Annotated in this window: 13 protein-coding genes; 2 read left to right on the top strand and 11 right to left on the bottom strand. The window is 29.6% G+C overall.

All coding sequences use genetic code 11. The annotated features are described in order from the left end of the window. Positions 1-92: 92 nt before the first annotated feature. The 8 genes from sigG to sigK form a co-directional block, all read right to left on the bottom strand. On the bottom strand, positions 93-866 hold the full coding sequence (gene sigG / locus PTZ02_RS05105; RefSeq protein ID WP_274226741.1) for an RNA polymerase sporulation sigma factor SigG: 774 nt from the start codon (positions 864-866) through the stop codon (positions 93-95). A gap of 78 nt (positions 867-944) precedes the next feature. Further along, positions 945-1652 (bottom strand): RNA polymerase sporulation sigma factor SigE, encoded by a 708-nt coding sequence (gene sigE / locus PTZ02_RS05100; protein ID WP_274226740.1) that lies wholly within the window; start codon positions 1650-1652, stop codon positions 945-947. A 13-nt stretch (positions 1653-1665) separates the two neighbouring features. Beyond that, positions 1666-2469: a sigma-E processing peptidase SpoIIGA gene (locus PTZ02_RS05095; RefSeq protein ID WP_274226739.1), complete on the bottom strand. Its 804-nt coding sequence runs from the start codon at positions 2467-2469 to the stop codon at positions 1666-1668. A 158-nt stretch (positions 2470-2627) separates the two neighbouring features. Continuing rightward, positions 2628-3734, bottom strand: a complete 1107-nt coding sequence (ftsZ, locus tag PTZ02_RS05090) for a cell division protein FtsZ (protein ID WP_274226738.1) — start codon at positions 3732-3734, stop codon at positions 2628-2630. 14 nt (positions 3735-3748) lie between these two features. Beyond that, on the bottom strand, positions 3749-4975 hold the full coding sequence (locus PTZ02_RS05085) for a cell division FtsA domain-containing protein (RefSeq protein ID WP_274226737.1): 1227 nt from the start codon (positions 4973-4975) through the stop codon (positions 3749-3751). Positions 4976-5113: 138 nt separating this feature from the next. After that, positions 5114-6388, bottom strand: coding sequence for a glycosyltransferase family 2 protein (locus PTZ02_RS05080; RefSeq protein ID WP_274226736.1), 1275 nt, complete (start codon positions 6386-6388; stop codon positions 5114-5116). Between the two features lie 195 nt (positions 6389-6583). Then, positions 6584-7639 (bottom strand): type IV pilus twitching motility protein PilT, encoded by a 1056-nt coding sequence (locus PTZ02_RS05075; RefSeq protein WP_274226735.1) that lies wholly within the window; start codon positions 7637-7639, stop codon positions 6584-6586. A gap of 188 nt (positions 7640-7827) precedes the next feature. After that, positions 7828-8523, bottom strand: a complete 696-nt coding sequence (sigK, locus tag PTZ02_RS05070) for an RNA polymerase sporulation sigma factor SigK (RefSeq protein ID WP_274226734.1) — start codon at positions 8521-8523, stop codon at positions 7828-7830. A 170-nt stretch (positions 8524-8693) separates the two neighbouring features. Between sigK and PTZ02_RS05065 the strand changes: the two genes are divergently transcribed. Next, a complete protein-coding gene (locus tag PTZ02_RS05065; protein ID WP_274226733.1) occupies positions 8694-8990 on the top strand; it encodes a hypothetical protein in 297 nt (98 codons plus the stop codon). A 229-nt stretch (positions 8991-9219) separates the two neighbouring features. Here PTZ02_RS05065 and PTZ02_RS05060 read toward each other — a convergent pair whose 3' ends face one another. Beyond that, positions 9220-10095 (bottom strand): AraC family transcriptional regulator, encoded by an 876-nt coding sequence (locus PTZ02_RS05060; RefSeq protein WP_274226732.1) that lies wholly within the window; start codon positions 10093-10095, stop codon positions 9220-9222. 123 nt (positions 10096-10218) lie between these two features. Between PTZ02_RS05060 and fabF the strand changes: the two genes are divergently transcribed. Beyond that, positions 10219-11454: a beta-ketoacyl-ACP synthase II gene (gene fabF, locus PTZ02_RS05055; protein ID WP_274226731.1), complete on the top strand. Its 1236-nt coding sequence runs from the start codon at positions 10219-10221 to the stop codon at positions 11452-11454. 60 nt (positions 11455-11514) lie between these two features. Here fabF and PTZ02_RS05050 read toward each other — a convergent pair whose 3' ends face one another. Next, positions 11515-12549, bottom strand: coding sequence for a sugar ABC transporter substrate-binding protein (locus PTZ02_RS05050; RefSeq protein ID WP_274226730.1), 1035 nt, complete (start codon positions 12547-12549; stop codon positions 11515-11517). 139 nt (positions 12550-12688) lie between these two features. Then, a complete protein-coding gene (locus PTZ02_RS05045; protein WP_274226729.1) occupies positions 12689-13738 on the bottom strand; it encodes a sugar ABC transporter substrate-binding protein in 1050 nt (349 codons plus the stop codon). Positions 13739-13822 lie beyond the last annotated feature (84 nt).

The raw sequence follows: 13822 nt of genomic DNA, 5'->3' as shown, positions 1-13822 counted from the left end.
ATAATATTCAAATTTTGTTGTAATATAACTTCATTTTTAATAATAAAATTAAGGGAACTCATAATGCTGAATCCCCTCAATTTAAGATGTTATTAAACATATTTTCTCATATGCTTTAATGCAGTTTTTTCTAATCGACTAACCTGTGCTTGTGAAATACCAATTTCATCTGCAACTTCCATTTGTGTTCTTCCATTAAAAAATCTTAATGTAAGTATTAATTTTTCTCTATCATTAAGCTTTTTCATTGCCTCTTTAATAGAAATGTTCTCAAGCCAATTATCGTCACCATTTTTGGTATCACTAATTTGATCCATAACAAAAATGGCATCTCCACCATCATGATATATAGGTTCAAACAACGATACTGGATCTTGAATAGCATCCAGTGCAAATACAACTTCCTCTCTTGGCAATTCTAGTTCTTTTGCAATTTGAGAAATTGTAGGTTCTTTATTATCTTCATTAATTAATCTATCTCTTACAAGTAGAGCTCTATAAGCAATATCTCTTAATGATCTACTTACTCTAATTGAATTATTATCTCTTAAATATCTTCTAATCTCACCAATTATCATTGGTACTGCATAAGTGGAAAACTTAACATTTTGTTCTAAATCAAAATTGTCAATAGCTTTCATCAATCCAATGCAACCCACTTGAAAAAGGTCATCTACATTTTCACCACGGTTGTTAAATCTTTGTATCACACTTAATACTAGCCTTAAATTTCCTTTAATAAAAACTTCTCTAGCACTTTCATCGCCGTTTTTCATTCTAATTAACAACTCTTTCATTTCCTTTGACTTTAGCACTGGTAGTTTAGCTGTATTTACTCCACAGATTTCAACCTTATTAATAATCAAAATGACCAACCCCTTAGGACGTAATAAATGACTGCATTAAGAGTATATCCCTTAGGAGGTTTTTTTATACTAAACATATCAAATCATTTTATTCATTTCTTTTTTCAATCTATTAATTATCTTCTTTTCTAATCTAGAAATATATGATTGAGAAATACCTAACATATCAGCTACTTCCTTTTGTGTTTTCTCTCTAGAGCCATATAATCCAAATCTTAATTTAACTATTTCCTTCTCTCTATCATTCAAGTTTTTTAGTACCATAAATAATAATTGCTTATCAACTTCATCTTCTATTAAGTTATATACAATATCATTTTCAGTACCTAATATGTCTGAAAGCAATAATTCATTTCCATCCCAATCAATATTTAGAGGTTCATAAAAAGAAATCTCAGCCTTCACCTTAGAATTTCTTCTTAAATACATTAGTATTTCATTCTCTATACAGCGCGATGCATAGGTGGCTAATTTTATTTTCTTTTCTGGATTAAAGGTATTGACTGCCTTTATTAAACCAATTGTTCCAACTGAAATTAAGTCTTCAACTCCAACACCGGTATTTTCAAATTTTCTTGCTATATAAACTACCAATCTCAAATTTCTTTCTATTAGTGTACTTCTAACTTTTTCATTTCCACTCATTAAATTTGAAACCAATTCTTCTTCTTCTTCCTTTGAAAGCGGAGGTGGAAGTGCATCATTTCCTCCAACGTAATATACTTTTTTTCTAAATAATTTTAGTTTGCTTAATAATCTATTTATTATAATTAGAATTTTATTCATAACGTCAACACCCCTATACTATTCCTCTTGATAATAATGCTCTATATTCACCATCCTCTGCCAGTGAATGTTCGGTAAAACATACAATTCCTTCTCTTAACAATTTACAATTTTCATTCTCTATAATTATTTCGTTTACTCTTATTCCTCTCAACATTCCGTCAACACCATTAACAGCTTTAAAATTTATATAAAGTAGTTTCTTCGGGTCGAAATCCACATCATCATATAATGCCTTTTCAATAATTATTACTGGTAGATTTGTAATCGGTTCTTTTAGCTCATTTCCAGTATCTAAAAACCCTCTTGTATGAATCTCTTTATTGTTAATTTTAATTGTTAAGTCATAAGTGTAATTACTAACAAAATATTTGTCTTTAATTATGTCTACAATTCTTTCAGTAAATATTAAAATACAAAGTATAGCCAGAACCAAGTATTTAATAGGATATGAATTTACAGTGTATCCTGAATTTAAGCTATATCCATTTGAAAAAAATGATAACCCGAAACACATTCCGCTTAGTAAAAAGGATAGCATTATTAATACCCCTGTTCCTTTTAATAAACTCTTAATATGCGTTGTTCCAATGGTTATATACACCATAATTATTGAGACAATTAGCTTAAAAGGTATTAATGTAAAAAACTTCAAGCTTGGGCTAATCATGACCAAAACATAGAAGGCTCCTAATGTTGCTGCAAAAACTTCTTGTTTTCTCCTCTTTTTAACCTTTAATAATTTTGTCATTACCATTAACAAAAATAAATTTATTATGAAATTCTCAAAAAGCAAAATATCTATGTATATTATCATAATCATCACCCCATATAAATTATAAAGCTAGTCATAGGAAAATATTGTCATTTTAAAAAGGATATTTATGATTATTTTTTTCTTATAATTTACAATTAACTACATTTAATATACAAAAAAAGAACCATTGTTTAAAACAATGGTTCTTTCTAATTAAATTATTTTTTTCTATTTCTTAAGAATGTAGGAATGTTAATCTCATCCTCATCCTCTTCAACCTTATGTTGAGCTACTGTTTCTTCTTCAGCTTTTTCTGAAACTATAGTACTAGCTACTTCTTTTTTAGCATCCTCTTTTGGCATACTTCTTACTTCATCTTCAAAACCAGTAGCAATTACTGTTATTCTAATTTCATCTTTTAATGTTTCATCAATTACTGCACCAAATATTATATTAGCATCAGGATCTGCAGCATCTTGAACTATTTCGGCTGCCTCATTAATTTCTAGTAGTCCTAAATCAGCACCACCTGTAACATTAAGTAAAACTCCTGTTGCTCCTACTATTGATGTTTCAAGTAAAGGTGAAGAAATTGCTTGTTTAGCAGCTTCTTGTGCTCTATTATCTCCGCTTCCCTTACCTACACCCATATGTGCAAGTCCTTTATCTAACATTACAGCTCTTACGTCAGCAAAGTCTAAGTTTACAAGACCTGGTATTGTAATTAAGTCAGATATACCTTGTACACCTTGTCTTAATACATCATCTGCAAGCTTGAAAGAATCTAATAAGGTTGTCTTCTTATCAACCATAGTCAATAATCTTTCATTAGGAATGATAACTAATGTATCAACCTTTTCTTTAAGGTTCTCGATTCCCATTTCAGCATGTTTCATTCTTCTTCTTCCTTCAAAAGGAAATGGTTTTGTTACAACTCCTACAGTTAAAATCCCTAAAGATTTTGCAATTTCAGCAACAACTGGTGCGGCTCCTGTACCTGTTCCGCCACCCATACCAGCAGTAATAAATACCATATCTGCACCTTTTATTGCCTCTTCTATTTCTTCTCTACTTTCTTCAGCTGCCTTCTTACCAATTTCAGGATTAGCTCCAGCACCAAGGCCTTTAGTTAATTTTTCACCAACTTGGATTTTTTGATTTGCATGAGAAAGCATAAGTGCTTGTTTATCTGTATTTATAGCTAAAAATTCAACATTTTTTAATCCTTCAACAATCATTCTATTAACAGCGTTACTACCACCGCCGCCGCAACCTATAACCTTAATATTCGTGAAATCTTGTATATCTACTTCAAAGTCTAACAAAATTTATTCCTCCTTTAGAAAATTCCCTTTAGCATATTTTTAAGTTTGTTCAATTTCTTATTCTTATAATTCCTATTTGCTTCAATTTCATTTTGTTTAAAATCTAATGTATTAAAGTTCTCACATAATAATTCTATATCATCATATGCACCCTTTACAATAGATAAGGATAAAATAGTTGAAGAATTTTGTAAATTATGACTATTTTTTGTTGTAATTGTAATTTTTTTACCGATAATTGTTTTAGCTAAACCTCTAATGCCCTCAAAATTAACAATTCCTTCACCGAAGATTATTACATTACTTATTTTATCATAGTATGAAGCTTTTTTTAACTGTAAAATTACAATTTTAAGTATTTCTTCAATTCTAGCTTCTATAATTTCCTTTAGTAAAACCTTATCAATTTCTATTGTTCCAATTTTACTATTATTATTATCGACCAAGTTTGTTAAAGTTTTATAACTAAAGGCATAAATTTCTTTAATTCTTTGGCTTTCTCCTTTTGTCAAACCCAAACCAATTGAAATATCATTAGTAATTTGTTTACCACCAATAGGAATTGAAAATAATTCTTTTGGTATGTCATTATTATATATAGCAATATCAGTTACTTCATCCCCAATATCAATAAGAGCTGCATCATTGTAATTATTCTCTAAGAAAAACTTTCTAGAATAAATTATATCAGGTGATATTTTATTTACTTTATAACCGATCATATTAAATACTTCTAAGTAACTATCTACAATATTTTTTTTGCAGATTATATGACAAAGATTAGCCTTCAGTCTTCTACTTTTCCACCCAATAACATTTTCTTTAATACTTCTATTATCAATTATATAATCAAGAATTATTGTATCAGCTACTATTTCATTTTGTCCTAACACTAAATTTTCTCTTGCTTTTTTAATAATTTTATTAATATCTGATGCTTTTATTTCGCCATCTTTAATAGCACTTTCGTAATTATTATAAGATATTCTGCTTTCTCTTGCAGTTATTCCTACTTGAATAATATAGTCTTTAAAATTTGTATCATTAATTGCTTTATCTAATAATGATTTTAAAACTTTAGCTAGGATTTCTTTATCTTCAATTATTCCTGCAACTACACCTTGTGAAACTTGATTATAACTATTTAATATTTCTAATTCTCCTAATGAATCTATTATTCCTGATGAAATACTAATATTGTATGAACCTATGTCTACTCCTATTAATGCTATATTTCTCAACTGTCGATTCCTCCTTAAGTTTCATCACATATTCATATTCAACACTCATCATTAAATTCCTTCATGTAATTATTGACAATTCCCATCAAATTAAAATAAAAAAAAACTTGGATTTTCCAAGTTTTTTTACAATATACTCTAGTTCACTTTTTCAAGCTCTGTAATATCAATATTTCTAGTATGCTCAGTATGTGACCATTCTTTATCATTCTTTGCTATTATACCTTGTATTGAAATTGGAACCCAAGTTAAAGAATATATCGGGTTAAGTATAAAATATAGCATAATTTTAAAACTAATTTTCTTTTCAATTGCAAGAATAAATGGACTATATAATATTTGTAATAAAAGTAAAATTGAGCCAACAAACTTTGCTATATTTGCATTTGCCGAATTTAAAAATGAAATAATTCCGATTACCATATTTGGTACCATCATAAATTGATTATATAAGTTCAATGCTAAAGCTATTCCTAGTAAAATAAGTAGTATTGGTTGTATACTATATAACGCACAATCTAAAGCTACTATGTTTAATTCGGTGATTCCCTTTTTTACTAGTTTAAAGAAATATCTACTTGAAACATCAGCAAATCCTTGCATCCATCTTTTTCTTTGTGACCAAGATTGAGCTAAAGTTAGTGGTTTTTCATCATATACTACAGCTTCATGTGCCCAACCTACCTTATGTCCATTAAGAACTAATTTACATGAAAATTCTAAATCTTCTGTTAGACAAGTTGCTCCCCAGCCTAACTCCTTTAAAGTATCTGTCTTAATGCAGAAACCGGTTCCCCCCAGTTGGCTAGATAATCCTACATTACTTCTGGCTAACTGGAACATTCTATTTGAAAGCCAAAAAGAAATTGAGTAGTTTGCTGTAATCCATGTATCATTAGGATTCTTTGAATCCAAATATCCTTGTACTACCTTATATCCATCAATGAATTTATTATTTATTTCTAATAAAAAATTCTTGCTAACTAAATTATCAGCATCAAATACTCCCACTGAATCATATTGTTTTTTCATCTTGAATATCTTGTCAAACATCCATTCAAGTGCATAACCTTTTCCTTTTTTGGTTTCATCAAAACGTTCATATACTTTTGCACCAGCTTCCCTTGCTATTGCAGCAGTTCTATCAGAACAATTATCAGCTATAACAAAGATGTCAAACAACTCTTTTGGATAATCCAGTCTTTTAAAACTTTCAATTATCCCTTTGATTACTTTTTCTTCATTATGTGCTGCGACAATTAATGCAAAGCTAGTTTTTGGAGGTTTATGTTCTTTTGATTTCTTTTTAAATAATCCAAAAAGTGAAAGAAACAAAAAATATAGGGAAATGATGAATACTAAATTTGAAAATATTACAGAAATAAAATTAAAGATACCTTTAATATAATACATTTAATGCTCCCCCCTAGTTCATACATATTTTAGCACAAAAAAATGATTATTACCACTTAATGTTATATATTTAAACTAATATTAATATTGTTTTCTTATTTCCTTTATTTATCCCCAAAAAATAAAACACCTTGTAAATCTTATCTTAAATTCTTATGATTTACAAGGATAATTTTAGTTTTACCAAAAGATTCTTTACAATAGCATAATTCGCTTTATAGTCTCACTATCTACTGCGTAGCTTAATGCTGTTTCTGAGGTTATAATTCCTTTTCTATACAATTCAGCTAAAGCCATATCCATGGTCTTCATTCCATATTTACTTCCAGTTTGAATAGAAGATTCAATTTGATGGGTTTTTCCCTCTCTTATTAAGTTTTGAATACCAGGTGTAGTAACCATTACTTCAAGAGCTGCAACTCTTCCTTTTTTATCAGTTGTTGGAACTAATTGTTGAGAAATTATTCCTTGTAGAACTGCTGAAAGTTGAATTCTTATTTGCTGCTGCTGATGAGGTGGAAATACATCAACAATTCTATCTATTGTCTTTGCTGCACCTATTGTATGTAAGGTTGAAAATACAAGATGACCAGTTTCTGCTGCTGTTATAGCTATTGCAATAGTTTCTAAATCTCTCATCTCACCTACTAGAATAACATCTGGGTCTTCTCTAAGAACTGCTCTTAATGCATTTTTATAACTTTGAGAATCCTTACCAATTTCTCTTTGATTTATTATACATTGTTTGTGCTTATGTAAATACTCAATTGGATCTTCTAAGGTAATTACATGTTCTTCTCTTGTATTATTTATTTGGTTAATCATAGCTGCTAATGTAGTTGATTTACCACTTCCTGTTGGTCCAGTTACTAAGACTAACCCTCTCTTTTTCTCAGTTAATGTTTTTACAATCTCAGGATGTTTTAATTCTTCTAGTGTAGGTATTTTTAATGCTATTACTCTTAATGCTAACGCATCTGAATTTCTTTGCTTAAAAGCATTTACTCTAAATCTGCCATATCCTGAAATTGAATAAGAGGTATCATACTCTCCCGCCTCGCTATATATAGGATATTTATCCTCTAGAATTTCAATTGTAAATCTATTTGTATCTGCAGGTGTTAGTGGCTCTTTTCCAATTTTAATTAATTCGCCATTAACTCTTATTATAGGTGGTATTCCTACAGTTAAATGTAAATCTGATGCTCCCCTTTCTAAAGTATCCCTTAATAAATCCATTAAATCGTACATAAATATCCTCCAATCTAATTTGCATAGTAACTCTAATTATATTATAACATTTTTTTCATATAAAAAAATCTCCATTTCAACATAAAAGGCTAAAATCTGTTTTTTTATATAATTAGAGTTCTTTTACACTTTGTCCCTACGTCGAAAGTGAAAATTTTAATTATATATCACAAGATTTTAGCCTTATACTAGTACCTTCCATTCATTTCTTTATATAATTTTTTGAGAGCTTTTTTTTCAATTCTAGAAACATATGATCTCGAAATACCTAAGAGAGCAGCTATTTCTCTTTGTGTTTTTATCTTACCATCTAAAAGTCCATATCTCATTTCAATTATCTCTTTTTCTCTTATAGTTAAAAATTTGCTCATTTTATTATACAAACTCTTAATTTGAAGATTATTTTCAACAATCTCTACTACTGAATCACTATCACTACTTAGTACATCCATTAAACAAATTTCATTGCCTTCTTTATCAATACCAATGGGATCCTGTAAATATACTTCTCCCTTGTTTTTTTTATTATTTCTAAAAAGCATAAGAATTTCATTTTCTATACACCTAGCAGCGTAGGTAGCAAGTCTAGTTCCTTTGGTTGAATCAAAAGACTCTATGGCCTTAATTAATCCCACAGTTCCGATTGAGATTAAATCATCAACCTCCTTGTTTTGTACAGAATACTTCTTAACTATATGTGCCACAAGTCTCAAGTTTCTTTCAATAAGTATTGCCTTTGCTGAAGTTTCACCTTCACGTAATTTTCTTAAATATAGTTCCTCCTCTTCCTCGGAAAGAGGTTTGGGGAAAGTATTATTGTTTACATATCCTGTTAGAAAAGGTAAATTGCATATTAGCTCAAATAAATTTGCAACAATAATCAAAGCCTTGCCTCCTAGTAATGCTTATTAATATATTATGAGGTAAGCCTGTACTTATTTACTAATATTTTTTTATTTTTTTCTTATAATTATGCATATTTTATTTTAGAAAACCCTTTTAAGTTTGTATAAACATTATATTAGTAATCATATATATTTTATGAGGTGATATCATGAGAATAATTAATGACTCTGTCAGGTTTCCGGAAAAAATTTCTGGAGGAAGAGTTTTAAATAAGACTTATAAAACATATCCTTTCTACGTATCCCAAGCTACAGTTGCCCTTCAAGGAATTGATTATGGATTTTCAGATGAAGAAGGACCTTTTTTTAGAAGTACAATTGATTGCAAGTCACAAGTTATTAGTCCATATGAGGTACAAGTAACTATTACCTTTGGATTTAGAGGGAGTAAATTTGAAAAAAGAACTGATGCCATAGTAAATTACACCCTTCTACTATTTTCATAAAGTAAAAAAATCGCCAAGGCGATTATGAGCTGTCAATTTTTTTCTCGCATCTGCCTTTCCAAAAGCATGTTAGGAAAATTTGGTAGGCGACTAATTTCTTTTTTACTCTTTAGTGGTATCCATTAAATCCTTAGATTATAATTCAAACTTATAATTTTATCCTTAACCTTAAAATATTATAAATTCCTAAAGAATAAAAAATAGAAGTAGCTATTTATGCTGCTTCTATTTATTCTATCGGTTGATATATATCAAGTTCACAATAATTATCTTTTGTTAAAGATGAATCTATATACTCAAGTCTAAAGGAATCTGCAAATTTAAATTCTGATTTATATATCCATTTTCTATATAAATGAGCTAGTACTCTCCCTATATGTCTTCCCCTAATTTCATCAGGATTAAAAAACCCAACAAATCTAAACACAACATATTTATTTGCAGGTATAGTTACACCTTTCATTCCATTTGGTATATGTTCTAAATCCGTTACTTGTATAGATGGCATGTAGTATATATATCCGTTATCATTTTGACTCCAATCTGTATACCCAATATAGATGTGTGAATTTATAGGATTCGGAATCTCATTTTTGCGATTATAAAAAAATTCACGTCCATAAGTATTAGCAGCATTATCCCCAGATTTACTCATAATCTTATATTCTGTACCTACAATATTAAATTTTTGTTTAAATATAAAAGAAGGTTTATATGTTATTGAATTGTCCACAGCAAGTATGTCATTTATATTTATTTTTTCAGTGAGAACTATTGAAACATCATCCGTACGAACTTTTAGTGGAGTGTGTCCAAACTTTTTCTTAAAAGCTCTAATATAAGATTGTTCATAATTAAAGCCATAATCCATAGCAATATCTATAATTCTCTTATTAGTATGTACCAATTCATTTATACTGGAAGTAAGTTTCCTCGATTGCACATATTCTATAATTGACTCTCCTGTTAGTGATTTAAAAACTCTATGAAGATAATATTTTGATATTCCAGTTTCTTTTGAAATTTCATCTAAAGATATTTTATTATAGATATTATCCTCAATATATTCTACGCATTCTTCTATTGTATCCTTTAAATCAATCATAATAACCTCAATTGATGCTTAAAAAAGCAATTGTTGTTCATTTTTAATAAATTATATATGATATTTTATTTAGTGTAAATATATGTGAATATTAATACTTTATATAATATGGAGGTTTATAGAATGAAAAAACGTGTAGTAATCACAGGAACTGGTGTGGTTTCATCAGTTGGTATGGGAACTGAAGAATTTTGGAATAACATAAAAGAAGGAAAAAGTGGAATAAGTAAAATTGAAAGAGTCGATGTTTCAGATATGCCTACTAAGGTTGCAGCTGAAATTAAAAATTTTAATCCTGAAAATTTCATAGAGAAAAAAGAAATAAGAAGAATGGATAGATTCTCACAATACGCAGTTGCCGCAGCGCAAATGGCCATAGAAGATTCTAAACTTGATCTAGAGAATGTCAACAAAGAACGTCTTGGCGTAATTGTAGGTTCAGGAATTGGAGGAATCGAAACTTTAGAAAATCAATATAACACCTTAATTGAAAAAGGGCCTGGGAGAGTAAGTCCATTTTTAGTACCTATGATGATATCTAATATGGCTTCTGGTCTTATTGCTATAAGATTTGGTGCAAAAGGCTTTGTTGAATGTACTGTAACAGCCTGCGCAACTTCTACAAATACATTAGGAGATGCCTTTAAGGTTATTCAAAGAGGTGATGCTGATGCAATAATTGCTGGTGGTACAGAAGCTTCTATTACAAGATTATGTTTAGCTGGTTTCTGCTCAAGCAAAGCAATGACAAGAAATGAGGATCCAAATACTGCTTCAAGACCTTTTGATAAAGATAGAGATGGGTTTATTATGGGTGAAGGTGCTGGAATGTTAATTCTTGAAGAATACGAACATGCAATTAAAAGAGGAGCAAATATTATTGCTGAAGTTGTTGGATATGGCTGCACAAATGATGCTTATCATATTACTTCTCCATCAGAAGGTGGCGAGGGTGCTGTAAGAGCAATGAAAACTGCAATCGAAGATGCAGGAATAAACCCTTCAGAAGTTGGTTATATAAATGCACACGGCACTTCTACTTCAGCTAATGATAAAAATGAAACTGCTGCGATAAAAACTGTTTTTGGTGAATATGCTTATAAATTACCTATAAGTTCTACAAAATCAATGACTGGACATATGTTAGGAGCTACTGGTGCGGTTGAAGCAATTATAACTGCTCTTGCTCTTAAAGATGGATTTATACCTCCAACAATAAACTATAATACACCTGATCCAGAATGTGATTTAAATTACACTCCAAATAAAGGTATATCTAATGAAATAAAATATGCTCTATCAAACTCACTAGGTTTTGGTGGACATAATGCAACTATAGTTTTGAAAGCTTTTAAATAGTAAACCTTCTTGGAATTTCAAAAAAACTGCCTAAGCTCTAGGCAGTTTTTTTATTAAAATTTACTTAATATTATTTTTCCCATATACATCTTCTTTTTTTAAGTATCCACTATTTATTAGTGTCTGAACTAAATTATCTTTATCTACCAATGTAGGCGAAATAAATATAGACTGTACATCTATTTTACCGTTATTAATTGTATCAGTTGTATCTATAGCTTCTCCTAATGCTAATTTTTTTGCTGATTCGATAGCTGCTTTTCCTAATTCTCTTGTATCTTTAAATACAGTCATAGATTGTGTTCCTTCTATGATCCTTCGAATTGCTTGAAAGTCTGCATCTTGACCAGTTACTGCAACCTTTCCAGCTAATCCTTGTTCCCTTAATGCATCAATTGCCCCACCTGCAATATCATCATTTGGTGCTAACACTGCATTTACAGCATTCTTATTAGCAATCAATGACTCTTTTACAATATTATAGGCAATTTTAGGATCCCAATTTTCCACTGATTTATCAGTAACAATTTTTATATCTCTCAAGGATACAAGTGGATTTATAAATTCGATTGCACCTTCTTTAACTAGCTTAGCATTATTATCCTTAGGGTCTCCAGACAAAATTATATAATTACCTTTTGGAACTTTTTCAATTAAGTATCTTCCTTGTAGCTCTCCAACTCTTTTATTATTAAAAGTAATATATAAATCTAAATCACTATTTTTTATTAGTCTATCATAGGCAATTACTTTAATATTAGACTTATGTGCTTTATCTACTAAGTCCTCAAAAACCATAGGATCAATAGCAGCTATGATTAAAACTCCAATACTGCCTTTGGTGATTAATTCATCTACTTGTGCTTTTTGCTCATTTGAATCTTTAGCTAATCTTACATCTAATGAAACTCCAATTTCTTTAGCTCGTTGCTTCATTGCCTCTAAATCTTTAATCCACCTCTCCTCCTGCAGTAATGGAAGAGATACGCCTATTGGAGCTTGCCTAAAGTTTAAACTTACTTCTCTAAATTCTAAAATATCTTTATTTATAAACCTAATTGGCACATTAAACTCATTTGGAAAGTTTAAGAACATAAATACCTCTATAAACTAATTATTTATTTATAAATTTATTCAGGTAATCACTTATCTATGTTATATTTTCATATATTAAAAACTAAGAAACATATTTATAATTTATATTACTATAGAACAAAAAAAACTACCCAAGTTATTAGGTAGTAAAAACATCCTCTTTTTTCATAAAACCACTATTTATTAAAACTGCCTCTAAATTATCTTTTGTCACTGCAACAGAATCCAATAAAATAGATGGGACATCAATTTTACCATTATTGGTTGTACCACTTAGATCTAACGCTTTTCCTTCTGAGAGTTTTATTGCTGCATCTATTGCTGCTGCTCCTAATGCTCTTGTATCTTTAAAAACAGTCATTGCTTGAGTTCCCTGTACTATCCTTTTTGCAGCTTCAACATCAGCATCTTGACCTGTAACTATGACTTTTCCTGCTAATCCTTGTTCTTTTAATGCTTCTATTGCTGCTCCTGCTATTGCATCATTAGGTGATAGTATTGCATTAATGTTGTTTTTATTAGCCTTTAGTGAATCAGCTACTATTTTATAGGCATTCTTAGGATCCCAATTTAATACTGGAGAATTTGTAACAATTTTAATTTCTCTTTGTGTCACTAATGGTTGAATAAATTCCATTGCTCCTTTTAATAAAAGTGCTGAATTATTATCTTCAGGATCTCCTGTTAAAATAATATAATTACCTTTCGGAACAGTTTTTGTAAGATATTGTCCTTGAATCTCTCCAACTCGCTGACTATCAAAGGTAATAAATAAGTCAACATCACTATTTTTTATTATTCTATCGTAGGCAACCACTTTAACATTAGCTTTATGTGCCTTATCAACTATTGAAGCAGCAGCGACTGAATCTGTTGGTGCTATTATTAATATACTTATACCCTCAGACAACAATTTATCTACCTTGGAATTTTGATCATCAAAAATGTTTTTTGACAACTCAGTTTTAATAGTTACACCTTTATCTTTTGCTTCTTTTTCCATTGCTGACAAATCTTTCAGCCATCTTTTTTCTATTCCATCAGGCAGAGCTACTCCAATAGTGCCCTGTCTTAAATCATGGTCTAATAATGCTTCCTCCTGCATTAAAATTAAACTCTCTATGTCCAAGAAATCTTTGCTTACATAATTAAATTGTGCAGATAAAGATTTTGGTATTAACTGGTACATAATGCCTCTTCAATACTATTATTCATATAACTAGAATATTCATGCTACATAAAAGCTATGTATATAATTCTAATTAAATTTATA

It is taken from the genome of Clostridium sp. 'White wine YQ' (genome assembly GCF_028728205.1).
In the GTDB taxonomy this organism is placed as follows: Bacteria; Bacillota; Clostridia; order Clostridiales; family Clostridiaceae; genus Clostridium_T.
The sequence above is the reverse complement of the archived record's forward strand: the minus strand, read 5'-3'. Positions and strand labels throughout refer to the sequence as shown.

Coding starts and splice junctions, on each gene's coding strand:
- sigE (WP_274226740.1), bottom strand. CDS start 1,652: ATGAATAAAATTCTAATTATAATAAATAGATTATTAAGCAAACTAAAA.
- PTZ02_RS05095 (WP_274226739.1), bottom strand. CDS start 2,469: ATGATAATATACATAGATATTTTGCTTTTTGAGAATTTCATAATAAAT.
- PTZ02_RS05080 (WP_274226736.1), bottom strand. CDS start 6,388: ATGTATTATATTAAAGGTATCTTTAATTTTATTTCTGTAATATTTTCA.
- PTZ02_RS05075 (WP_274226735.1), bottom strand. CDS start 7,639: ATGTACGATTTAATGGATTTATTAAGGGATACTTTAGAAAGGGGAGCA.
- PTZ02_RS05065 (WP_274226733.1), top strand. CDS start 8,694: ATGAGAATAATTAATGACTCTGTCAGGTTTCCGGAAAAAATTTCTGGA.
- PTZ02_RS05060 (WP_274226732.1), bottom strand. CDS start 10,095: ATGATTGATTTAAAGGATACAATAGAAGAATGCGTAGAATATATTGAG.
- fabF (WP_274226731.1), top strand. CDS start 10,219: ATGAAAAAACGTGTAGTAATCACAGGAACTGGTGTGGTTTCATCAGTT.
- PTZ02_RS05050 (WP_274226730.1), bottom strand. CDS start 12,549: ATGTTCTTAAACTTTCCAAATGAGTTTAATGTGCCAATTAGGTTTATA.
- PTZ02_RS05045 (WP_274226729.1), bottom strand. CDS start 13,738: ATGTACCAGTTAATACCAAAATCTTTATCTGCACAATTTAATTATGTA.